The sequence below is a fragment of the Acidaminococcus sp. BV3L6 genome, assembly GCF_000468835.1.
GTDB lineage: Bacteria > Bacillota > Negativicutes > Acidaminococcales > Acidaminococcaceae > Acidaminococcus > Acidaminococcus intestini.
Genome location: NZ_AWUR01000031.1, coordinates 20754 through 44955 on the forward strand (window position 1 = coordinate 20754; position 24202 = coordinate 44955).

Below are 24202 nucleotides of genomic sequence, written 5' to 3' on the forward strand. Positions count from 1 at the left end.
CACCACAAACGGACGTTTGCAGTGACGCTTCAGGTTCAGGTACGAAATTATTTGCGAAGACCCAGTCTTTCAACGATGGAGCGGTATCTTTCGATATCCTTCTTCATGAGGTAATTCAGAAGACCGCGGCGCTGACCAACCATTTTCAGAAGACCACGACGGGAATGATGGTCTTTCTTGTTGTTCTTCAGGTGTTCTGTCAGATAGCTGATGCGTTCAGAAAGAATGGCAATCTGGACTTCCGGGGATCCCGTGTCAGCTTCGTTGATGCGGTAGGTTTCGATCAGTTCTTTTTTTCTTGCAGGTGTCAACATAATAAATTCCTCCTCAATACAGATCATGCCGATAACTGCAGCCAGCGTCGGAGATCGCATGGCAGCGTCATGGCTCGCCCTTGTGGGCACGTTGGTAGTATATCATAGTTTAGAAGCCGCCGCAACTAAAATCCATGAGCAGCGTCGCTTTTTTATCCTTTTCCATTTGCCGGATCAGCTGTTCTGCCGAGGAAAAACGGATTTCATCACGAATTTTTTCCATCAGCTTCACGGTGATGGTCTCACCATAAAGATTGCGGTCAAAGCCGAACAGATGGGCTTCCAACCGGATGTCCTCCGTGTCGAAGGTGGGATTGTTGCCCACATTGAGCATGGCTTTGTACCATGCGCCTTTGGCCTTGACAAGACCAGCATAGACACCATATTGGGGAATGGCAATCTTTGCATTCATAAGGCTGATATTAGCCGTGGGGAACCCCAGGGTACGGCCCCGTTTATCCCCATGGACGACGGTTCCATGGATTACGTAGGGCCGTCCCAACATGAAATTGGCTTTATGGATCTGTCCTTCCCCAATGGCCCGTCTGATCTGCGTACTGGAAATCACGCAGCCATCCAAGGTCAAAAGAGGACTGGTCAAGAGGGTGAGCTCATATTTTTCATGGACTTTGTTCAAAAAGTCCACATTCCCGGTACCGCCGGCGCCAAAGCTGAAATTGGTCCCAATCCCAACGGCCCGTACGCCCTTGTCTTCAAGGAGCGTGAGAAATCCGTCTGCGGAAAGATCGGCCAATTCCCGGGTGAAGGGAATGTTACAGAGAATATCAATTCCCATTTCCTCAAGAAGGGCAATCTTATCGGGATTGGAAAGAAGCCGGGGCGGTTCCTTTTCCGGCTTCAAAAAAGCCAAGGGATGATTGCTGAAGGTAAAGACCAAGGAAGAAAGTCCATGCTCCTTCGCATAGGCCCTGGTCGTATGGATGACCTTCTGATGCCCTCTATGGAGTCCGTCAAAGGTTCCCAGTGCCGCTGCCGAGGGCGGCAGCACCGCCTGATTCAGTTCATCCAATGTTGTTATGATTTGCATGGTACGCCATCACTCCGGAATGTAGATGATTTTATGGGGACACAGCCGTCCTTGTTTAGCACGGGCAAGGCCAATGACCTCATGACCGTTGCGCTCGATGACATAAAGTTGTCCTTCTTCAATGCCGCGAACCGTCGTGGCGACCCCTTGGGCAATGCGGCGGGCTTGGATGTCATTGACCTCACGATGCGGAAAATGACGCAGCACCACATCCAATGAAAGAGCGGTCCCATAGGGGTCCTGCTGGATTTCCTCCAAGGTATGGGCGTTTTCCAAGGTGAAGTCCCCCACTTTTGTGCGTAAAAGAAAACTCATGGTTCCTTCCATGGCAAGCTTTTTAGCAATATCCTCACACAGGGTCCGGATAAAGGTTCCCTTGGAACAAGTGACTTCAAAGAGCAGGGTCTTTTTCCGATAAGTCAAAAGGGATAGATCATGGATGGTAATGGGTCGAGGCTCCCGTTCCACTACAATCCCCTGTCGGGCTAGTTTATAGAGCTTTTTGCCGCCCACACTGATTGCCGAATACATGGGGGGAACCTGCATGCCCTCCCCAACAAAGGATTGGAGGGTTTCCTTGAGTTCAGCAAGATCAAGGTCCCGAACAGGACTTTCCGCAAGGACTTTTCCCTCCAAATCTCCCGTATCGGTACGAAAGCCAAAGGTCAGCTCCGCTCGGTAGGTCTTGCGGTCATGGGCCGCATATTCCAAAAAGCGCGTTGCCTGCCCAGTAAAGACAGGCAAGACACCGGCAGCCATGGGATCAAGGGTCCCTGCATGACCGATTTTTTTCATTTGGAGGATCTTCCGCATGGCGCCGACAACATCGTGACTGGTCATCCCCGATGGTTTCAGCACATTGAAGATGCCGTCCATGTCAGGCTCCTTGCAGGGCCTTCGAAAGGGCCTTGATCGATGATTCTTTGGCTTCGGGAAGAGGCGCTTTGATGGTACATCCCGCAGCTTTCACGTGCCCACCGCCGCCAAAGGAAAGGGCGATCTGACTGACATCGACCGAACGGGAACGCATGCTGACCCGCGTCTCATCTTCTTCCACAGCCTTGAAGACCACGGCCACTTCCACGCCTTCAATATAGCGGGGATAGTAGATGAAGCTGTCCGTAGAAATCTCCTTTTGATAAAGGTCATGATGGATTTCCAAGGTGCTGATCTTTCCACCTTCATAGAAGGTCAGCGTCGGCAGGACCTTGGCCAGCAGTTCGATGGTCTCCCTTGATTTCATCTCCAGGATATCGGAAATCTCGTCGGGATGGACGCCATAAGGCAGAAGCTCTGCGGCAGCCATCATGCACGCCGGCGTCGTATTTCCATACTTAAAGAAGCCGCAGTCCGTGACAATTGCCGTATAAAGACAGATGGCCATATTTTTATTGATGGGAACGTGATTTTCCTTAAAGAGCCGATAAATGACCTCACCGGTTGCCGCTGCCTTTGGGTCAAGGAGCAGGTAGTCGGCGTAATGCGTATTAGAAATATGGTGATCGATGTTGAGGATGGGAGATGACAAGGCCGCTTCATTGGCCCCCATCCGGTCCTTGGAGCTAGCATCAACCACAACAGTAAGATCCGTGGGAATGGTCTCCCCTTCCGCCACCTGATGGTACCCATCCGCACCGGGCATGAATCGATAGGTCGGGGGAATGACATCATCCACAAGAAGGTGCACCGTCTTTCCCTTTTGACGGAGTGCTTCAGCAAGGGCAAGCCCGGATCCCGTCGTATCCCCATCAGGGCCGATATGGCTGACGATGGCAATGCGGGAAGCCGTCATAATGAGATTCCACGTTTCCTGATAGCCCACGTTTTTACTCATGATGGTCTTCTTTCTCTTTGATTTCCTTCAGGATAGACTCAATATGAGCCGAGTATTCCATGGACGTATCTTTATGGAAGCTTAAATGGGGCGCCATCCGAAGTTTGATGCGTTTGGCAATTTCCGTCCGGAAATATCCCAGGCAGCTCTGAAGGCCTTTCCAGGCCTCCTCCTGCTGTTTTTCAGAGCCATAAAGGCTCACATAAATCTTGGCATAGCTGAGTTCATTTGTGACTTCAACGCCCGTAATGGTAACAAATTTTACACGCGGGTCCTTGACTTCACGCAGCAGCATATTGCTCAATTCCTGTTTGATCAGGGCCTGAAGTTTTTCAGCCCGTAATTTTGACATAGTACTTCTCCTTAGTCAGCTGCGACTTCTTCCATGATGTAGACTTCGAGCTGGTCGCCTTCCTTGATATCGCGATAGTCGGCAAGGGTGAGACCGCATTCATAGCTGGCCGCAACTTCCTTGACATCATCTTTGAAGCGGCGCAGGGAATCAAGTTCACCTTCATGGACAATGATTCCGTCGCGGACAAGGCGAATCTTGGCGTTTCTCGTAATCTTCCCGTCCTTGACATAAGCACCGGCAATAAGGTTCTTGTTGATGGGAATAACCTTACGGATTTCAACATGGCCAATGATCTTTTCCCGGAACTTCGGTGCCAGCATCCCCTTGATAGCCGCTTCAACATCATTGAGGGCATCATAGATGACGCGGTAGGTCCGGATATCGACCTGTTCGGTCTCGGCAGCTTTGCGCGCATTGGCATCAGGACGAACGTTGAAGCCAATGATGAGGGCATTGGAAGCACTGGCGAGCATGACGTCCGATTCGTTGATCGTACCGACACCGGAGTGCACAATCACAACCTTGACTTCCGTGTTCTTGATATTCGTAAGGGCCTGTTCAAGGGCCTGGATGGTTCCTTGGACATCGGCTTTGACAACGATGTTCAGGTCCTTCATTTCCCCTTCCTGGATACGGCTAAAGATATCATCAAGGGAAACCTTGGCTTTCTTCTGCTCGTCCATCTTTTGCTTATCCAGCCGTTTTTCAGCAACAACGCGCGCCGTATGTTCATCCGTTGCATCAAGGAAGTCACCGGCTTCTGGCACATCGTTGAGGCCCAGGACCTCAACCGGCGTAGAAGGGCCGGCCTTCTTTACTTTTTCACCCCGGTCGTTGACCATGGCACGGACTTTGCCATAAGTTGTTCCAGCAAGGATGGAATCACCGATATGGAGCGTCCCGCGGTCAACAAGGACCGTTGCCACCGGTCCACGGCCCTTATCCAGTTTAGCTTCAATGATGGTACCATGGGCGGGCAGGTCGGGGTTTGCTTTCAGTTCGAGCATATCGGCTTCCAAGAGAATCATTTCAAGGATATCAGAAATTCCCGTCTTCTGGCGGGCCGAAACAGGAACCATGATGGTATCGCCGCCCCAAGCTTCCGGAATGAGACCGTGTTCGGACAGCTGCTGCATGACAAAGTCAGGGTTGGCCCCTTCTTTATCGATTTTGTTGATGGCAACGATAACAGGCACATTGGCGGCCTTGGCATGGTTGATGGCTTCCAGTGTCTGGGGCATGACGCCGTCGTCCGCGGCAACAACAAGGACAGCAATATCCGTGACCTGAGCCCCTCTGGCACGCATGGCCGTAAAGGCTTCATGGCCCGGCGTATCCAAAAAGACAATGGGCCTGCCTTGGCAAATAACACGGTAGGCACCGATGTGCTGCGTAATCCCGCCAGCTTCACGGGCCGTCACATTGGTCTTACGGATAGCGTCAAGAAGGGACGTCTTCCCATGGTCAACGTGACCCATGACGGTAACAACAGGGGGACGGGGCTTGCGTTTGGCCGGATCATCTTCGACTTCCGGAAGTTCCGTCGGATCCTGTTCAGGAGGCGGTTCCTTGATTTCACAGTTGAAGTCCATACCTACGAGCTCGGCCGTTTCATGGTCAATTTCCTGATTGATGGTCACCATCTTCCCTAAGAGGAAGAGCTTCTTGATGACTTCATTGACATCGCGGCACAAAAGTTTGGCAAAGTCCTTGACACTGATGCTCTCGCCTACTTCAATGCTCGTCGGACGAACGACTTCAGCCTGCTTTTTCGGTGCGGCCTGGTTGTTGTTTTTGTGTTTATGGTTTTTCATCATATGATCTGCACTGCGTAAGGGGCGTGTATCGCGGCTTGCGTACGATCCCTTGATTTTTTCCTTTTTCTCCTTATGTCCGAAGTTCTGGTTTCTTTTTCCCATATCCTTTCCGGCATGGGGGCTGTTCATATTGAATCCGCTGTTTTGCGGACGGCCGCCGTTATTGCGGGGATTGTTCTGGCTGCGGCGGTTATTGCTGGTACCGCCGCGGTTATCCCGATTGTCATTATGACGGGGGCCATTCCCATTTGCTCTGCCATGGTTCTGCTGGCTGCCGCGGCTGCGATCATTATGGTCATTATGGGCAGTGCTTGCTCCATTATGCTGAGTGCGCTGACCATTTTGCTGATTCATGCGGCCGCTGTTTTGACGGTCCCGATTGTCAGGGCGACGGCTCTCCCCGCCATGACCGTTATGGTCGCCATGTTGGCTTCCCTGCTGATTGTGGCCTTCCTTGCGGCGATCTTCCCGCTGCTGGTCTTTCTGAGCAGGCTGCGCTGGATGAACAGGAGCAGCCTTGGGAGCAACTCGTTCCTTCGGCTGGCCAGAAGATTGCTGAGGCGCCTGAACCTTTTGCGAGGCTTTGGGTCCATTTCCCTTGCGGCCCATTTCCTTGAGGACCGTTTGCCGGACCCCTTCATCGACGGAGCTCAGGTTACTCTTGACAGCAATGTTGCGGCCCTTCAGGAAAGACACGATTTCCTTGCTGTCCACATTGATTTCTTTGGCGATCTCATATATTCTAAATTTTGTCATCCGCACACCTCCAGTAAAACGACTATATCATCATTTTCATAAAGTTCTTATCTAATAACACGACAGCAGCGCGAGGGGCCTTCCCAAGGGCTTGGCCAAGCCTTGCGGCTGTAAGACGTTTGGTAAAAGGAACATGGGTCTCTTTGCAGAGAGCCACCACTTTTTCGACCGTCCGGGGTGCTGCGTCCTCGGCAAGGACAGCATAGCAACCCATTCCCTTTTTCAGGGCTTCGCTGACGGCCATATCGCCAGATGCGGTCTTTCCTGCCTTTTGGGCAAGGCCCAAAGCAAAATAGAGCTGTTCATCGGTCTTCATGATTTTTTCAGTTCCTCTAACAAGGCATCCTTGCATTCCTTGGATACAGGTATGTCAAAAGCCCGTTCCAAGCTCTTTGAAGCAAAGGCTTTTTGGATGCAGCTGGGATCATCACAGACATAGGCACCGCGGCCCGCCTTTTTTCCGGTCCGGTCAAGGACAATGTCCCCATCCGGTGTCCGAACGATGCGAATCAGATCCTTCTTGTCCTTTTTGGTGCCGCAGCCAATACAGCTCCGCTGCGGGATCTTCTTGACCTTCATGCTTCATCCCCGTTTTCTTCACCAGCTGCGGCTTCCGCACTTTCACGAGCCTGGGTCTCACTCTTGATGTCGATTTTCCAGCCAGTGAGTTTAGCTGCAAGCCGAGCATTCTGGCCTTCCTTGCCAATAGCAAGGGAAAGCTGGAAGTCAGGCACGACGACACGGCAAATCTTGTGTTCGGCATCGGCTGCTGCCGATACGACCTTCGATGGGGAAAGGGCGCTGGCGACATATTCTTCCGGATTGTCACTGTATTTGACAATGTCAATCTTTTCGCCGCCCAATTCATCAACAACGGTCTGGACACGCATTCCCTTAGGACCGACGCAGGCACCAACAGGGTCAACACTGGGATTGGTGCTGTGGACCGCAATCTTGCTGCGCATCCCCGGTTCACGGGCAACGCTGTCAATGATGACAGTTCCATCCTGGATTTCCGCCACTTCCAATTCAAAAAGACGTTTCAAAAGACCAGGATGGGTCCGTGACAGGATAATTTGCGGCCCCTTGGTCGTCTTTTTGACTTCGACCACATAACATTTGATCCGCTGATGGTATTCATAGGTTTCCCCCGGAATCTGTTCGTTGGGAAGGAGCGTTCCCTCGGCCGTGCCCAGATCGACAAAGATGTTGCGGCCCTCGATGCGCTGGATAGTTCCGGTAACAATATCGTTTTCCCGATCGGAATACTTTTCGTAGACCATCCCTCGCTCTGCTTCGCGGATGCGTTGGACAATGACTTGTTTGGCATTTTGGGCAGCAATGCGGCCAAAGTTCTTGGGCGTCACTTCTTCTTCCACAACGTCCCCCGCCTGATAGCGCGGGTTCAGCTTGAACGCTTCGTCAAGGCTGATTTCGGTCAGGGGATTTTCCACTTCCGTTACGATATTTTTCTGCGCATAGACGTGGATTTCCCCATTTTCCTTGTTCATGGAAACCCTGACATTCTGAGTGGAGCCGAAATTCTTCTTATAGGCTGTGATGAGCGCCTCTTCCACCGCACTGTACAGTACGTCCGGAGAAATATGCTTCTCCTTGGCCAGCTGCGCAATGGCTCTTACAAAATCCGCATTCACTTGTAAAATCCTCCCTTAAAAATCCAAATGTGGTCTGACAGATGAAATAAGCGACCGCTCCAGGGTCACTTTCTGTTTCTTGAAGTTTTTCACGACCAAATGGGCTTCATCGTGGCTGACGAGTTCATAGGTCTGCACCTTCTTGCCTTCAAACGGGGCATAAAAGGATACATCAATCTTTTTTCCATAGTGATCGACGTAATCACTGTCCTTTTTAAGCGGTCTGTCAATCCCGGGGGAAGAGACTTCCAGATAGTACTGTTCCTTGATGACGTCTTTTTCATCCAATACTTTTTCAAGGTCACCGCTTACAGCCGTGCAGTCATCGATATCGATACCCCCTTCTTTATCGATGTAGACCCGGAGATACCAGTCCCGTTCCCGGACATATTCCACATCGACAAGTTCTACGCCGCACGCTTCACAAATGGGAAGGGCGAGCTCGCTGACCTGTTCCACGATTTTCTTTTTGTCCATTTGGCACCTGCTTCTTTTTCATTCATGATTCCGGAGAGCACCGGATATTGGAGCAAAACATCGGTCCGCACCTTGCTGCCCCCTCCCCACTTCCAGGGAGAAGGAAAACCGACTGGGAGCATGCTCCTTTTGCTCCTTGTAAACGAAAGAGCGGGTATAAATACCCACTCTCCAAGGTTTGCCTCAGTTTTCTATCGTTCATTATAACACGTACGCCAAGGAAAGGCAAGGAACTGTGCGCTCTCTTCGGCTTCCCGCCTTATTGGTTGAGCAGATACGCGTTTAAGGCCTGGGATAACTCCATCCCCAGCGTATGAGGAGATAAGGGCGTCCAAGCGCTGTCACGGACGGTGGACTCGCTGATCATGGTGCCCTGCCGGCGGCTGTAATCCGCGCGGTACAGGTCCATATAGGTCTTGAGTCTCACATCGTAACGGGAATAAAGAAAGGTCGTGTTGCCTCCCCGGCGGACCCATTTGTTCCAGACCGTCAGTATGCCCGTCTCTTTATCATAGCTTAGGGAACGGGAATCAAAATAGACTTCATAGTGGGAGTTCATGGCAGCCAGTTCCCAGGCAGCCTCCTTGTCACTCGGCACGGTGGGAAGAGATTCTTCCTCAAGGGTTGAAAGCTTGTTTCCTTTTTGGGAGGATGTTGCCGCTTCTTCCGTAGATTCCTGCCTCATTTTATTTTTTTCTTCCGCCCGTCTCAAATACTTTTTCCAGGAAGGCTCTTCCTGTTCCGCCACAGATTTTGCTTTGGCCTTTTCCGCGATAGGATCCGCCATTTTTTGGGGCACATCCATTTTCTTTGCTGGGACGGCTGCCATTTCTTTTCTCCCCGCCACGGATTGGGCCGATGTTTCAGGCTGCACGGTCTTTTTAGGTGCAGCCTCTTCTCCGGTTGAAGTTCCAAGGGCTTCTCCAGTCAGGCCTTTTCCCGCAAGCGCTTCTCGTGCCGCTTTGCCGCGGCTCGTATAGCGTTTCCACAGAGGCTCGTTGGAAAGGACTTCTTCTGCTTTTTGACGGGCAAGAGCCGCTTCTTTATCTTTTTCTTCCTTAGCAGCCGCTTCCTCGGCAGCTCTTTGTTTGGCCCTGGTTGTATATTTCCGCCACTGGGCACTTTCCGCGGCGCTTACCGCTGCCGAAAAGGGCATGGCTGCAATCGCGCCGAGGACCAGGACGGTGATGATTTGCTTTTTCATGGCTAAATTTCCTTTCCCCCAAAAACTTATTTTAACCTTTTTATTTTACCATATTTTAAGCGCTCCGTCAGGCCAATTTATCCTCAAGGCAGCATAAGGAAAAGCGCGGCGCTTTCCTTTCCTCCAGCTATTTTGTAACGGTTACGGCGTGCATCTTTCGTCCATTTTTGTCATAACAGATAAACTCCAAGGCCTCATTTGAAGCCCGAAGAAGCAGATAATTCCTATCCTCCGGTTGGCGTGCCACCATCTTGTCAAGGGCATGCTGCTTCCATAGCCCCGGGTACTGCACATCACCGGCAACCCCGGTCAAAAGGTAAAGGGGCCCTGTTTCATCACGGCGGAACCCCTTGATATGCCCGCGGTCCCGGAAGGTATGGAGATGGGCCGTAAGCACGGCATCCACTTGAGCCTCGTCAAAAATGGGCATAAAAAAGCGTCCTGTATCAGAAAAACCTTCCTCCCGCGGGGTCGGTCTTGAGGCAAATCCATACTGCAGCACATCACGGTGCATAAGAACGACTTTCCATTTCTTTTTTGTTCCTGCCAGATCACGCCGCAGCCATTCCGCCTCATCCTTAAGAAGATTCGGTTCCCACGCCTTGAGTTCACTGTCCTGGGTATTGAGGACCGTAAAATGGACCTCCCCGACATCAAAGGAATAAAATTCCCCGGCATAGCGGGCATCGCCTGCAGGCAGCTGAAAAAGCTGGAGATAAGCCAGAGGTCGGCGCACTTTCCAATCAAGGGTATAGGTCTCATGATTGCCGAGGAGGGGAGCCACGGGGATCCGTTCAATCACGCCTTGAAGGGCATCAAACCAGGCATCCCACTGGTAGGCATGCTCCCCGTTATCCACAAGGTCCCCCATATTCACAAAAAAGGACACGTCAGGATGGTCTTTAAAGGCCTTTTGAGCAAGGGCCTTCCAGCCGCTGTAATCAGCGGACTGGGAATCGGGAAAGATAAGCGCCGAAAAAGAGCCCTGTGCCGGCGTTTCAAGGGGCATCCAGGGGCTGCGTTTCCGGTCGTTGCCAACGCGGTATTCATAGCTTGTACCGGGCGTAAGGCCAGTCACCATGACCGTATGGAGATGACGCGTGACTCCGTTATCAGTAAAGACGGAAGACGTGGCCGGGACAACTTGGCTTGCCTTCTCCCCTTTTTTCCGGATTTCGGCAAGCGCTCTATTGTCTTCATCCTGGGACTGCCACATCAAGGTCCGACTCGTGGAAGGATCTTGGGTCATGATCTGCCGGATTTCATAAGCATCAGCACGGCTTGTCAGATCATAGCGATGGAGAAGGGAACGAATCTTATTTTCGACTTGGAAGCGAGGTTCTGCCAGCTGAGGCAATGTGAAGCATATCACCAAGGCAGCTATGAGAAACATGACGGCCGTCAGTACGTATTTTCTTCTTTTCATGGGGAAAAACCTTGTCCTTTCGTTTTACTGGCTCCTATCATACTGTAAAATCAGGCGGAAGAAAACTATTTCTTATGCATGACGGTCCATACCTCATAAGCATAAAAAAGAAAGGGCCCACCGAAGCGGTACCCTTTCGATATATGGATATATGGATTAAGCTTTTGCATTGCGGGCTCTTTGACGGGCGCGTTCCAAACGGGAAAGGATCTTCTTTCTCATCCTAATGCTCTTAGGCGTCACTTCCACCGTTTCATCTTCGTTGATATGTTCCAAAGCGCCTTCCAAAGAGAAGGTTTGCGGCGGAATGAGCCGGACGGCATCATCACTGCCAGCGGCACGCATGTTGGAAACATGCTTCTTCTTGCAGGGATTGACATCCATATCATCCTCACGGCTGTTTTCCCCAACAATCTGGCCTTCATAGACCTGTTCACCCGGATTGATATACATAGTGCCGCGAGCCTGGCACTTATCAATGCCATAAGCGGTCGTTTCACCAGCTTCAAAAGCAACAAGGCTGCCGCGCGTACGGCCGGGGATATCCCCCTTATAGGCACCCCAACCGGCAAAGACGTGATTCATGATGCCGTTGCCTTTGGTATCGGTGAGGAACTGGCTGCGGAAGCCAATGAGGCCGCGGGCCGGAATGATGAATTCCATGCGCAGATACCCGGACATTTCCGTCATGTTCTGGAGTTCGGCCTTACGAATGCCCAGACCTTCCATGACAGGACCCATGAAGTCCTGCGGGACGTCAATGGTCAGAGCTTCCATTGGTTCCAGGAGCTTGCCGTTTTCGTCGCGGCGCATGATAACACTCGGTTTACCAACCTGCAGTTCAAACCCTTCACGGCGCATGGCTTCGATCAGGACGGACAGATGGAGTTCACCACGGCCGGAAACCTTGAAGGTATCTGGGGAATCCGTATCCTCAACACGCATGGACACGTTTGTTTCCACTTCTTTATACAGGCGTTCACGAATATGGCGGCTTGTGATGAAATCCCCTTCCTGACCGGCAAAAGGACTGTCGTTGACCGAAAAGGTCATGGACAGGGTCGGTTCGTCAACTTTGATGCCAGCGAGCTGTTCCGGATTTTCCGAATCAGCAATGGTATCGCCGATTTCAACATCCTGCAGCCCTATGAGAGCAATGATTTCCCCGGCTTTGGCTTCCTGGGTCTCGACCCGTTTCAGGCCTTCATAGGTATACAGACGGCCAATTTTTTCATTGGTCCGCTGATCGTCGTGCATAAGACAGATCATCTGGCCATTCTTGATGGTCCCGCGGACAATACGGCCGACAACGATGCGGCCGACATAGTCATCATAGTCGAGGGTATTGGCAAGCATCTGGAGCGGGCCGTCCACATCAACATCAGGAGCCGGGATGGTGTCCATGATGACCTTAAAGAGCGGATCGAGGTTATCACTGTCATCATCCATGGAAAGTTTCGCAATGCCCTTCTTGGCAGAGCAATAGACAACAGGGAAATCAAGCTGATCATCGGAGGCATTCAGTTCAATGAAAAGGTCAAGGACCTCATCAACAACTTCATCCACGCGCTGATCCGGACGGTCGATCTTGTTGATGACGACAACTGGTTTCAGATGATGTTCCAAAGCCTTACGGAGCACGTATTTGGTCTGGGGCATCGGGCCTTCATATGCATCTACGAGCAGTAATACACCGTCTACCATGTTGAGCACACGTTCCACTTCGCCGCCGAAGTCAGCGTGGCCCGGCGTATCCAAGATATTGATCTTGGTGCCTTCATGCATGACGGACGTGTTCTTGGCAAGGATCGTAATGCCGCGTTCACGTTCCTGATCATTGGAGTCCATGACACGTTCCTGCACCTTTTCATTGGCACGGAAGACATGGCTCTGTTTCAGCATGGCATCGACCAAAGTCGTCTTACCATGGTCAACGTGAGCGATGATGGCAATGTTACGCAAATCATTTCTAATCATAAAAGCCTTATCCCCTCTACACTTGATTCAGATAGATAAATCAAGAGGATGCTTATAGAAAGCATCCTCCTTAGACTACAAAATTCGACTTAACAATTATATTCTTTTAAAGGAATACTGTCAACAGAAAATCCTTATTCCCTGATTTCCCGCCGTTCAGAAAGAGTCACGGGCAACGGAAAGAGGTAAAGGAAGCGCTTTTTAGGTGAAAAGACGGCTTACACATTTTTCATGATGTCGTCGACGTATTTCTTGATCTTCATGAGGCGTCCCTTGATATCCGGGACAAGAGCCACATTGTGGACCACTTTCTGCATGATCCGCCCCTTGTAGACCAAGTAGGTCTTTTCGAGGCTGTGCATCAGGTCGCTCAATTCCTGGACAGCCGGTTCCATCTGGACAACCTCCGTCGGGATGATATGCCACTGCGTCCCATCGATGACAGCCGTATCGCCATAATTGGGGATATAGGCAGCTGTTCCCAATTCCGTCCGAAGCGATTCAGCAAAGGTGGCTGCAGAATCGTATTCACCATGGACCACAAAGAATGCGTTGGGGCGCCGAATCATGCCCTTATAAAGGTCTATCATCTGATGTTTATCCGCATGGGCCGAAAAGCCGGTCATATTATAGATTTTGGCTCCGACGACGATTTCTTCGCCCATAATCTTGACTTTCTTGGCACCATCCACGAGCTGCCGTCCCAAACTGCCTTCTGCCTGATAGCCGGCAAATATGACGGAACTATCCTTACGCCACAGGTTGTGTTTCAAATGATGGAGCACGCGGCCCGCGTCAGCCATGCCGCTGGCAGAAATGATGATCATTGGGCTTGGCATGTCATTGATGGCCCGCGATTCTTCCGGTGTTTCCGTATAATGGACGTTGGGCATGTCGATGAGGCGTCCCCCCTGTTTTTGATAGATGGACCGTGCCTCTTCATCATACTCATCCGGATTGAAGAGCATGACCTTGGTTGCTTTAATGGCCATAGGGCTATCAACCATAATGGGAACAGTTGGAAGCTTACCGCTTGACATGAGTTTCTGGAAATAGTAGAGCATGACCTGTGTACGGCCAACGGCAAAGGCCGGAATGATGATGTTGCCGCCGCGGGAAAGGGCATCCTTGATGATTTCGAGAAGTTCTGCCTCGCGGTCTGCCGTTTCATGGACCCGGTTGCCATAAGTGGATTCCGTGATGATGAAATCCGCTCCGGAAAGCTGATGGGGATCATCAAGGATAGGCACGTTTGGCTGGCCAATATCGCCCGTATAGATGAGCTTTGTTTCCTTGCCGTTTTCGCGTACAATGACATTTACGAGGGCACTTCCTAGGATATGACCGGCAACACGGAAGCGAATGGTCACCCCGTCACAAATTTCAAAATTTTCATCATAATCGTGGCAGACAAACTGTTTTAATGCCAGATACGCGTCGTCCACGGTATAAAGGGGCGTCACGGCTTCTTTGCCTTTACGCAGTCCTTTACGGGTCTCGATCTCCGCATCCTGTTCCTGGATATGGCCGCAGTCCGGCAAGAGGATCTCGCACAGCTCCTTTGTTACATGGGTACAGTAAATGGGGCCTTTAAAGCCTTCCTTGACGAGACGGGGCAAAAGCCCGCTGTGGTCGACATGGGCATGGCTGAGTACAACCGCGTCGATTTCACCAGGGTGAAAGGCAAATGGTTTGCGATTGAGGCTGCGGATCAGTTTGGGCCCTTGGAACATGCCACAGTCAAGCAGGATTTTCTTGCTGCCCACTTCAAGCATGTGGCAGGAACCTGTTACGACCTTATCGGCACCGAGGAACCGGATCTTCATGATAGTCACCTTCCTTAGCGGAAATATTTTCTGATTATTTCCTATATTATACCATGTATATGTGACAAAAAGAGGAAAAAATTTCCCCCTTTTTTACTCAAAAAGAAAAACCCCTGCAGCAAGCCGTAGCGGCTCCTTGCAGGGGAAATCCCTCAAAAAAGTTCAATCTGATCCGTCTCAGGCAGGCCTTCAAGGACTCCCAGGTCGGCCAGGACTTCTACAGCGGTATTGCTGATCTTGGCCCGGTTCCGCAAGTCTTCCCTTGAAATGAAGGGGCCTTTGCTGCGGGCTTTTACAATATTTTCAGCGGCGACACCGCCAATTCCGCCAATGGCACCCAAGGGCGGCAAAAGACCTTTATCGGTTACAATGAATTGATGAGCATCAGAACGGTACAGGTCCACGTCTTCAAATTCAAATCCCCGGGCGAGCATTTCCACGGCCAGTTCCATATAGGTGGCCGTTTCCTTGTCGTTGACAGAAGCCTTTGTTCCCTGCTGTCCTACATTCTTGATGAAGGAACGCATGAAATTGATGCCTTTATGGACTTCCACAAAGTCAAACTTCGGGGCCCGGATCGTAAAATAGGCCGAATAAAATTCCTTTGGATGATGGACCTTACAGTAGGCAATGCGGTAAGCCGACAGGACATACGCTACGGCATGGGCTTTAGGGAAAAGATACTGCAGCGTTTTGCAGCTCTTGATATAGAATTCAGGAATATTGGCTTTCTTGAAAGCTTCTTCCTGCTCGGCCTTGAAGCCCTGTTTATGGGCTTTTCCTTTACGGGCCCATTCCATGATGCCAAAAGCCATGCTGGGCTCCATGCCTTTATTGATGAGCCAGTTCATGATATCGTCACGAGTTGAGATGGTATCTTCTGTTGGCGTCCCGTTCTTGATCAGGTCCTGAGCATTGTTGAGCCATACGTCGGTTCCGTGGGAGTACCCGGAAATACGCAGGAGGTCGGAAAAATTCTTTGGCTTAACGTCAGAAATCATCTGCCGTACAAAGCGGGTCCCACATTCCGGGACGCCGTAGGTCGCAACGTCGGTCATGATGTCTTCAGGGGACACACCAATGGATTTGGTACTAAGGAAAAGCTCCATCGTATCAGGGTCGCCTACAGGAATATTCTTGCAGTAGCCCTCCCCCAGCATGTTATCAAGCATACGGATCATGGTCGGATCATCGTGGCCGAGGATATCAAGCTTAACGATACGGTCATTGATGGAATGATAATCATAATGGGTCGTGATGGTGCCGCAGGTCGGATCGTCAGCTGGGTAGGAAACAGGCGTCAGATAATGGACGTCAAGATCGCGCGGCACAACCATGATCCCGGCCGGATGCTGACCGGTGGTCCTTTTGACACCGACAAGCTTTGGGATGAGTCCTTCGATAAAAGCCGTCCGTTTGGGTTCGTTGCGGTTTTCATAGTACTTCTTAATGTAGCCATAAGCCGTCTTATCGGCAATGGTTCCCAGCGTGCCGGCGCGGAAGACATTATCCCGACCAAAGAGGTCTTCTGTGTATTTATGGGCCCGCGGCTGGTATTCACCGGAGAAGTTCAGATCGATATCAGGAACTTTATCCCCGTGGAATCCCAGAAAGACGGCAAACGGGATATTGTGGCCATCCTTGACCATCATGGTCCCGCATTCCGGGCAAGCCTTGTCAGCAAGGTCAAAACCGGAGCCGACACTGCCATCGGTAAACCACTCCGTATGGTAGCAATGAGGACAGCGATAATGCGGCGGAAGGGGATTCACTTCCGTAATGTTCAGCATGGTTGCAACAAAAGAAGAACCTACACTGCCTCTGGACCCTACCATGTACCCGTCGTCATTGGATTTTTTGACGAGCAGGTGGGCAATGTAATACAAGACGGAAAAGCCATTGCCAATAATGGATGACAGTTCGAGTTTAAGGCGGTCCTCCACGATTTTAGGCAGTTTTGGTCCATACCATTCATGGGCCCTGCCATAACTCATGGATTCCACTTTTTCCTTCGCCCCGGGAATCATCGGGGAATAGAGCTGATCTCGGTCTGGGACAGGTTTGAACTTTTCAATCATGTCGTTGATCTTATTGGTATTTTCGACAACGACCTCATAGGCCCGTTCCTTCCCCAAATAGGAAAATTCTTCAAGCATCTCTTCCGTTGTCCGCAGGTACAAGGGCGGCTGCTCCTCATCAGGATAGCCCATACCGGCCTGCAGGATGCGGCGGGCAATGGCATCCTCAGGATTGAGGAAGTGGACGTCGCAAGTGGCTACGACGAGTTTTCCCAATTCATCCCCCAAGGCGAGAATCTTTTTATTGATGGTCTGCAGGTCTTCCCAAGTATTGATTTCCGGATAACGGTCATCGCGGAGCAGGTACTGGTTGTTCCCGCAGGGCTGGATTTCAAGGTAATCATAAAAATCGGCAATTTGAAGGAGCTCTTCGTGGCTTGCTCCCGAAAGGATTGCGCGGTAAACTTCACCGGCTGCACAGGCTGAACCAATGATGATGTCGTCGCGGTACTGCTCAATGAGTCCCTTGGTCATACGGGGCCGCTTTGGCTTTCCCCCAAAATACTGCAAGTGGGAAAGGGACACAAGGCGGTATAGGTTCCGCAGGCCAGCAAAGCTTTTTGCCAGCAGGATGATGTGGTAATTTTTCTTATCTTCCTTACTGTGGCAAAGGTATCCTTCTACCCCAAAAATCAGCTTGAAGTCCTTGAACTTCACTGCCTCATCATAGGCAAAAGGATAAGCCTGGACCACACCATGGTCCGTAATGGCAAGGGCCTTGTGACCCCATTTTGCCGCCGTATCGACAAGTTCTTCAATAGGCGTCAGGCCATCCATCTTGCTCATTTTGGTATGGCAGTGAAGCTCAATCCGCTTGACTTCCGACTTGTCTTCCCGTGCTTTTTTGGGCAGGAGCATGATGCCCTTGACGATGGTCATGACCAGTTCGCTGTTTTCATAGCGGTCCACTTCCACATTGCCCTGGATAAGGACATGGGATCCCTTGGGAATCTTTTTCTGGAGAGCTTCTGCTTCCTTCTTGTTCTTGACCAAATCATTTTCTTCCTTAAAGGACCCAAACCGGATCTTGGCCAAGAGTCCATTCGTCTCATCGCGCAGCAAAATAGAGAGGATAACAGCATTGGTCCGCAGTTCCCGTTCTTCAAAGCCAACAACGTCACCTTCAACGACAACGCCGTTTTCCTCTTCGACAATTTCATCCATGGTCCGCGGTTTTTTCGTTATCTTACGGCCATAGACGACATCCTTGCCGCCGCTTTTTTGATTGCCCTGCTGCTGAAGGGCGCGCAGGGCATTTTGATAGGCCTTGCTTTGAAAGGTCATTTCCGCGGCCGCATCCATGGGTTCTTCATTCTCGTCCAGCAGTTCCGGCGGTTCTTCCGGAAGAGGAATAGTTTCCATTTCCGGCATTTCGGGCAAAGAAAAAGCAACGTCCACGGAATCCCTCGGTTTATCTTCCTCACAGGGAGGATAGACATCCCTCGCCTTTTCATTGATGAAGGAGACCTCCTCAACGCAGCAGGCAGCGGCAATTTTCTTTGCCACTGCCATGAGGTTCTGTTCTTCCAGAGGATTGGTTTCTACGCCATAGGAGATCTTCCACGTATTGGTCCGCTCATTGATTTCAACATAGTCAAGCGGGATTTTCCTGATACAGGCATTCTGTTCCGGAGACAGTTCCAACGTTTGCAGGAAGGAAAGGAAGTTATGTCTGTCCGGAATGATCCGATAACTCTCAGAATGCATGATGCCTCCTATTCTTCCATATTTGACAGATTCTTTATTTTTTTGACGGCTCTCAGTTGGAGGAGTCCATCAAGGATTTCATTGGCATTTTCATATTTGCTGATCTTGGCATTGACAACGATCCGTAAGGTTTGTTCTTCCGGCCGGCTTGCCATATCAAGGACGCGGGTCTTCACGTTATGACGGGAAAAGTAGTCCATGACATCCATCATACTGTCCGGATTGCTCTCACAGACGATGGCGAGCTTTACTTTCACATTGCGTCCCGAAGGAAGGACTTTTTTTTCGATTCCCCGAATGGCCATCAAGGTAATGAGGGACACGATGGTAGCCACGACCCCCAGACCAAGCATACCGCAGCCAACGGTAAGCCCAATGGCAGAAACCATCCAGACGCTGGCCGCGGTTGTAAGCCCCTTGACCGTAAGTCCCTCATGCAGGATGGTACCGGCGCCTAAGAAGCCGACACCGGTCACAACCTGGGAAGCAATCCGGGACGGGTCGCGGTTCAGAGGATGACCGTCAATGCCATAAATGGAAACAATCATCAAAAGGGCTGACCCCGTTGCCACCAGCACATGGGTCCTAAGGCCTGCCGGACGGTCTCCGGCGCTGCGCTCCAGACCAATGATCCCGCCGAGAAAAGCGGTTAGGAGAAGCCGGAGCACAAGATGCATGAACTGAGTGTCAAACATGGGTCAAACCTCCTTCACGATCAGCTTACAACGTCTTGGAAAGGATATCCTTCAAAGCGGACACGTAATCCCCGTCCAAGGGCAAATCGCACATTTCACCGGTATAGCGAACCTTGACTTCCATGGCGCCCCGCTGCAAAGTCTTGGGGCCAACCACGACGCGGACGGGATAACCGATGAGGTCGGCATCCTTGAATTTGACGCCAGCCCGTTCATCACGGTCATCAAGGATGGCATCGATTCCCTGGGCATTGAGGGCCTGATAGATTTCCCCTGCCTTGGCAAAGCTTTCTTCATCCTTTACATTGACAGGCAAAACGATTACTTCATAAGGGGCGATGTTTTTGGGCATGATGGCTCCGTTTGCATCATGGTACTGTTCTATAACAGCTGCCAGGGTCCGGCCGACACCGATGCCATAGGAGCCCATGTAAAACGGCTTTTCCTTCCCTTCCGGGTCAAGAAACGTGGCATGGAGGGCTTCGGAGTATTTGGTATAGAGTTTGAAGACCTGCCCCACTTCAATGCCTCGGGCTTCTTTCAAATGCCCTTTGCAGTGAGGGCACTGGTCCCCTTCATGGGCCGTGCGGATGTCAAGGACCTTGGTATAGACAAAGTCACGACAAGGTTCGGCGTCAACATAATGGGTATCCACTTCATTGGCACCACAGCAGACATTGTGCATATTCATGACCGTGGCGTCAATGAGGATGGTGCACTTATTAAGGTCGAGGCCAATAGGGCCCATAAAGCCCGGAACGGTTCCTGCCGCCCGGATCTGCTCGTCGGAAGCCATCATGACTTCATTGGCCCCAACCGCATTGGTGACCTTGATTTCGTTCACTTCATGGTCGCCGCGGACAAAACAAAGGATCAGACCGCCCTTATCGCTTGTCAGAGCAACGGCCTTGACGCTCTTTTCAATCGGTGCATGGAGATACTCACAGACCGCTTCAATGGTGTTGCAGCCCGGGGTACCTACGGTATGAAGCTCGCGCGGAGCTTCCTCTTGGCTGGGCAGGGCTTCACATTCAGCCTTTTCCACATCGGCTGCATAATCACACGTATCACAGTACACAATGCCAGCTTCGCCGCTTGCCGCGATTCCCATGAATTCATGGGATCCATTGCCGCCAATGGCGCCGGGGTCTGCTTCAACCGGTCGGTAGTTGAGCCCGCAGCGGTCAAAGATGCGGGCGTAGGCATCATACATCTTCTGATAGGACTCATCAAGGCCCGCTTCATCCGCATCGAAGGTATAGGCATCCTTCATGATGAATTCGCGGCTTCTCATGAGGCCAAAGCGGGGCCGCTTTTCATCACGGAACTTGCTCTGGATCTGATAAAGGCTCGTCGGTAGCTGACGGTAGGAATGGAGCTCATTCTTAACGAGGGTGGTAATCATTTCTTCATGCGTTGGGCCCAGGCAGAATTCTCGGCCGTGGCGATCCCGCACACGGAACATTTCCGCCCCATAGACATCCCAACGGCCGCTTTCCTTCCAGATTTCGGAAGGCTGTACAATCGGCATCATGATTTCCTGCGAATCGATGGCGTCCATTTCCTCCCGGATGATGCGTTCAATCTTCTTGATGCTTTTCCACGCCAGTGGAAGGTAGGTATAAAGCCCGCCAGCAATCTTACGGATATAGCCAGCACGCAGCATCAATTTGTGGCTTTCAAGGACAGCTTCTGCCGGCACTTCACGAAGGGTCGGCGCATAGAGTTTTGAAACGAGCATTATGAGTTCTTCCTTTCCTCAATGATTTTATGGATTTCAACAAACAGCTGATCGACAAGTTCATCTTCTGGGACACGGCGAAGGATCTCCCCTTTGCGGAATAAAAGACCCTCCCCTTTTCCGCCGGCAATCCCCACATCGGCTTCCCTGGCTTCACCAGGACCATTGACAGCGCATCCCATGACAGCAATGGTCAAAGGATCGCGGAGACCGGAGAGTCGTTTTTCCACTTCCAAGGCAAGCTTTTCCAAGGGAACACAGGTTCTGCCGCAAGTTGGACAGGAAACAAGGGTCGGCCCATAGGTACGGAGGCCCAAGGACTTGAGAATTTCATAGGCAGTTACGACTTCTGGGCGGGGATCCCCCGTAAGGGATACACGGACCGTATCCCCAATACCCTCAGCAAGGAGGGTACCAATGCCAACGGCAGATTTGACGATGCCCATATGATAGGTTCCCGCTTCCGTAATGCCTACATGAAGGGGGTAATCGCAGGCCGCCGCCATCTTTCGATAGGCCTCTACCGTAAGGGGTACATCATGGGCCTTCAAGGAAATGACGATATCATGAAAATCCATCTCCTCAAGGATGCGGATGTGCCGCCAAGCCGCTTCTGCCATGGCATGGGCCGTAGGATGACCGTAGGCCTCCAAAAGGTCCTTGGGAAGCGAGCCCGCATTGACACCAATGCGGATAGGAATACGACGTTCCTTGGCCTTTTTGACAACGGCCTCTACCCGGTCCCGTCCCCCAATATTGCCCGGATTGAGACGCAGGGCCGAAACTCCGGCATCAATAGCGGCAAGGGCCAAGCGATAATCAAAATGGATATCGGCAATGACGGGAATGGGGCTTTCCTTGGTAATGACGGAAAGGGCCTCTGCAGCCTCCATGGTAGGAACCGCACAGCGGATCACTTCACAGCCCAGTTCTTGCAGGTCACGGATCTGGGCAAGGGTGGCTGCCGCGTCTTCCGTCTTTGTATTGGTCATGGATTGGACTACGACGGGATGGCCGCCGCCAATGGTGACAGAACCGACCTGTACTTCCCTCGTTTTTCTTCTTTCCATATTACATCTCCTTAGCGCAGGATATCACTGATTGTTGCATAAATCGTGAGCCCCAGGATGAGAGCGACACCGACGAGCTGAACCCGTTCCTTGGCCTTAGGAGGAAGGGGATGCCGAAGGATACCCTCAACAGCGAGGATGAGGAACTGACCCCCATCAAGGGCCGGTATAGGAATGAGGTTCAAAATACCAAGGTTCAGACTCAAAAAGGCGATAAAGGTCAAAAAGGGAATCATGCCTTCCTGGGCCACACTGCCCGCCATTTGCGCCACACCAATCGGGCCTGCCACATTGACTCCCGCTTTGCCGGTAAGGATCTGACGCAGGCCATCCACCATTCCCTTCATGATACGGCCTTCCGTCAATACGGCGTAACGGACACTTTCCGAAAGACCTAGAGGCCGTTTTTCCAAAGTAGGCATGACCCCGATCAGATAGCGTCCCGCTTCCTGATCAAATTGAGGAATCAAGGTCTTTTCGAGGGTCTTCCCTCCTCGTTGGATAACAAGCGTGCTTTTCTTGCTGCCTGCTTCTTGGATCAGGGTAGACACATCCGTCCAGGCCGATAGTTTCGTTCCGTTGATGGAAATGATCCGGTCCCCCTTCATCAGTCCGGCATCGCTGGCAGGCTGATGATCCATAACGCGGCCCAAGACGGGTTCATTGACCGGGGTCTCTGTCCCATGGAAAAAGAAGATTCCGAAGAAAAGCAAAAGCGGCAGGAGAAAGTTCATGGTGACACCGGCAAGGATGACTACCATTCGGGCCCACAGGGGTTTTGTATGAAAGCCATTTTCCACGTTTTCCTCGCCGGGCTCCATGCCGGCAATACGGTTAAATCCCCCAAGCGGCAGGGCCCGCAGCGTATAGACCGTGCCCTTTTCCTCGGTTTGATAAAGTTTGGGACCAAAGCCAATGGCAAATTCATCGACCTGCATCCCGACAAGTTTAGCCGCCGCAAAATGGCCCAGTTCATGCACTGTGATGAGCACGCCAAAGACAATAAGCGCGGCAAGGAGGGTCGTCATTTAGACCTCCCCCATGGAGGACAGAAGGGTGCGGGCCACTTCCCGCGCTTTACGATCTGCTTCCACGATTGTTTCATAGGATAATGGGGAAACAGGTTCCACTTTGCTGAGGACGGCCTCAATGAGGTCGGCCATGGCAAGAAAAGGAATCTGTCCTTTGATAAAGGCATCGTCTGCCACTTCGTTTGCCGCATTGAAAACTGTCGGCATGATGCCGCCTGCCTTACCGGCTTCAATGGCAAGGGGCAGGGCGCGGAAGACCTCCCGGTCCGGTTCAAAGAACGTCAGGGGCCCACAGGAAAGAAGGTCCAAGGTTTCAAAGTGAACGGGCCAGCGCTCTGGATAGCTGAGCGCATACTGGATGGGCAGCCGCATATCGGGCGCGCCAAGCTGGGCAATGACAGCCCCGTCTTGATATTCCACGAGGGAATGAACAATGCTTTGGGGATGGATGATGGGCACAATTTGATCATAGGAAGCCTCAAAGAGCCAATGGGCTTCGATGACCTCAAGCCCCTTATTGGCAAGGGTCGATGAATCAAGCGTAACCTTCGTTCCCATGCTCCAAGTGGGATGGTTCATACATTCCTTGACGGTTACGTGCCTTAGTTCTTCCCGTTTCTTGCCACGGAAAGGACCTCCCGAAGCCGTAAGCAGGATGCGTTTCAAGGCCTTGTGGTCATTGCCTTCCAAGGATTGGAAGATGGCACTGTGCTCACTGTCGACAGGGGTCAGGCGCACGCCATTTTTTTTAACCGCGTCCATGACAAGGCTTCCGGCTGCAACAAGGGTTTCCTTATTGGCAAGGGCGATGTTCTTATGGGCTGCAATGGCGGCAAGGATTGGCTTCAAGCCTGCATAACCGACCATGGCTCCAAGAACTGTGTCCGCCTCTCCAACCGTCGCACAGGCAAGGATGCCTTCTTCACCGGAAAGGATTTCCGTAGGTCCGTCATAGCGGGCCCGCAGCCTTGCGGCAGCCTTTTCATCGCTGAGGGCGGCCACGTGCGGCCGAAATTTCCGGATCTGCGCTTCCAAAAGCGCATCGTTGGTATGGGCAGCAAGGGCTGCAACACTGAGCCTTTCAGGGCTTGCCGCCACAACCTCAAGGGTCTGGGTTCCAATGGACCCGGTCGACCCTAAGATGGATAGACCTTTCATAGCGTCTCCTTATCGATAGATGGAGATCCTTCC

At 51.6% G+C, this 24202-nt stretch carries 20 protein-coding genes; all 20 read right to left on the reverse strand.

Annotation, left to right across the window (positions count from 1 at the left end):
• Positions 1 to 47: 47 nt before the first annotated feature.
• Complete coding sequence (gene rpsO / locus HMPREF1246_RS05685; protein WP_009015234.1) at positions 48 to 314, reverse strand: 30S ribosomal protein S15; 267 nt, start codon at positions 312 to 314, stop codon at positions 48 to 50.
• A gap of 109 nt (positions 315 to 423) precedes the next feature.
• On the reverse strand, positions 424 to 1362 hold the full coding sequence (locus HMPREF1246_RS05690; RefSeq protein ID WP_021736973.1) for a bifunctional riboflavin kinase/FAD synthetase: 939 nt from the start codon (positions 1360 to 1362) through the stop codon (positions 424 to 426).
• 9 nt (positions 1363 to 1371) lie between these two features.
• Positions 1372 to 2238, reverse strand: a complete 867-nt coding sequence (gene truB, locus HMPREF1246_RS05695; RefSeq protein WP_021736972.1) for a tRNA pseudouridine(55) synthase TruB — start codon at positions 2236 to 2238, stop codon at positions 1372 to 1374.
• A gap of 1 nt (position 2239) precedes the next feature.
• Positions 2240 to 3196 carry a bifunctional oligoribonuclease/PAP phosphatase NrnA gene (locus HMPREF1246_RS05700; protein ID WP_021736955.1) on the reverse strand — a complete coding sequence of 319 codons (957 nt, stop codon included), beginning with the start codon at positions 3194 to 3196 and terminating at the stop codon, positions 2240 to 2242.
• Positions 3189 to 3548 (reverse strand): 30S ribosome-binding factor RbfA, encoded by a 360-nt coding sequence (gene rbfA, locus HMPREF1246_RS05705; protein WP_009015238.1) that lies wholly within the window; start codon positions 3546 to 3548, stop codon positions 3189 to 3191. The genes HMPREF1246_RS05700 and rbfA overlap by 8 nt, the downstream gene beginning before the upstream one ends.
• Before the next feature lie 11 nt (positions 3549 to 3559).
• Positions 3560 to 6124, reverse strand: coding sequence for a translation initiation factor IF-2 (gene infB / locus HMPREF1246_RS05710; protein ID WP_021736960.1), 2565 nt, complete (start codon positions 6122 to 6124; stop codon positions 3560 to 3562).
• A gap of 22 nt (positions 6125 to 6146) precedes the next feature.
• Complete coding sequence (locus tag HMPREF1246_RS05715) at positions 6147 to 6440, reverse strand: ribosomal L7Ae/L30e/S12e/Gadd45 family protein (RefSeq protein WP_014128713.1); 294 nt, start codon at positions 6438 to 6440, stop codon at positions 6147 to 6149.
• Positions 6437 to 6703 carry an RNase P modulator RnpM gene (gene rnpM, locus HMPREF1246_RS05720; protein ID WP_014128714.1) on the reverse strand — a complete coding sequence of 89 codons (267 nt, stop codon included), beginning with the start codon at positions 6701 to 6703 and terminating at the stop codon, positions 6437 to 6439. Before rnpM ends, HMPREF1246_RS05715 begins: the two co-directional genes overlap by 4 nt.
• Complete coding sequence (nusA, locus tag HMPREF1246_RS05725; RefSeq protein ID WP_009015241.1) at positions 6700 to 7779, reverse strand: transcription termination factor NusA; 1080 nt, start codon at positions 7777 to 7779, stop codon at positions 6700 to 6702. Before nusA ends, rnpM begins: the two co-directional genes overlap by 4 nt.
• 15 nt (positions 7780 to 7794) lie before the next feature.
• Positions 7795 to 8256, reverse strand: coding sequence for a ribosome maturation factor RimP (gene rimP / locus HMPREF1246_RS05730; protein ID WP_009015242.1), 462 nt, complete (start codon positions 8254 to 8256; stop codon positions 7795 to 7797).
• Positions 8257 to 8515: 259 nt separating this feature from the next.
• On the reverse strand, positions 8516 to 9460 hold the full coding sequence (locus HMPREF1246_RS05735) for a hypothetical protein (protein WP_009015243.1): 945 nt from the start codon (positions 9458 to 9460) through the stop codon (positions 8516 to 8518).
• Between the two features lie 127 nt (positions 9461 to 9587).
• Positions 9588 to 10886 (reverse strand): metallophosphoesterase family protein, encoded by a 1299-nt coding sequence (locus HMPREF1246_RS05740; protein ID WP_035224435.1) that lies wholly within the window; start codon positions 10884 to 10886, stop codon positions 9588 to 9590.
• A gap of 156 nt (positions 10887 to 11042) precedes the next feature.
• Entirely contained in the window at positions 11043 to 12863 is a 1821-nt protein-coding gene (gene typA / locus HMPREF1246_RS05745) for a translational GTPase TypA (protein ID WP_009015245.1), read from the reverse strand.
• Between the two features lie 218 nt (positions 12864 to 13081).
• Positions 13082 to 14689: an MBL fold metallo-hydrolase RNA specificity domain-containing protein gene (locus tag HMPREF1246_RS05750; protein WP_021736969.1), complete on the reverse strand. Its 1608-nt coding sequence runs from the start codon at positions 14687 to 14689 to the stop codon at positions 13082 to 13084.
• A 152-nt stretch (positions 14690 to 14841) separates the two neighbouring features.
• A complete protein-coding gene (locus tag HMPREF1246_RS05755) occupies positions 14842 to 18474 on the reverse strand; it encodes a PolC-type DNA polymerase III (protein ID WP_021736971.1) in 3633 nt (1210 codons plus the stop codon).
• 8 nt (positions 18475 to 18482) lie between these two features.
• Entirely contained in the window at positions 18483 to 19169 is a 687-nt protein-coding gene (locus HMPREF1246_RS05760) for an MgtC/SapB family protein (RefSeq protein ID WP_016459447.1), read from the reverse strand.
• 25 nt (positions 19170 to 19194) lie between these two features.
• Positions 19195 to 20910, reverse strand: coding sequence for a proline--tRNA ligase (locus tag HMPREF1246_RS05765; protein WP_021736975.1), 1716 nt, complete (start codon positions 20908 to 20910; stop codon positions 19195 to 19197).
• Positions 20910 to 21980, reverse strand: coding sequence for a flavodoxin-dependent (E)-4-hydroxy-3-methylbut-2-enyl-diphosphate synthase (ispG, locus tag HMPREF1246_RS05770; RefSeq protein ID WP_014128721.1), 1071 nt, complete (start codon positions 21978 to 21980; stop codon positions 20910 to 20912). Before ispG ends, HMPREF1246_RS05765 begins: the two co-directional genes overlap by 1 nt.
• Positions 21981 to 21991: 11 nt before the next feature.
• On the reverse strand, positions 21992 to 23008 hold the full coding sequence (gene rseP, locus HMPREF1246_RS05775; RefSeq protein WP_009015746.1) for an RIP metalloprotease RseP: 1017 nt from the start codon (positions 23006 to 23008) through the stop codon (positions 21992 to 21994).
• Positions 23009 to 24169, reverse strand: a complete 1161-nt coding sequence (locus HMPREF1246_RS05780; RefSeq protein WP_021736957.1) for a 1-deoxy-D-xylulose-5-phosphate reductoisomerase — start codon at positions 24167 to 24169, stop codon at positions 23009 to 23011.
• Between the last annotated feature and the right edge of the window lie 33 nt (positions 24170 to 24202).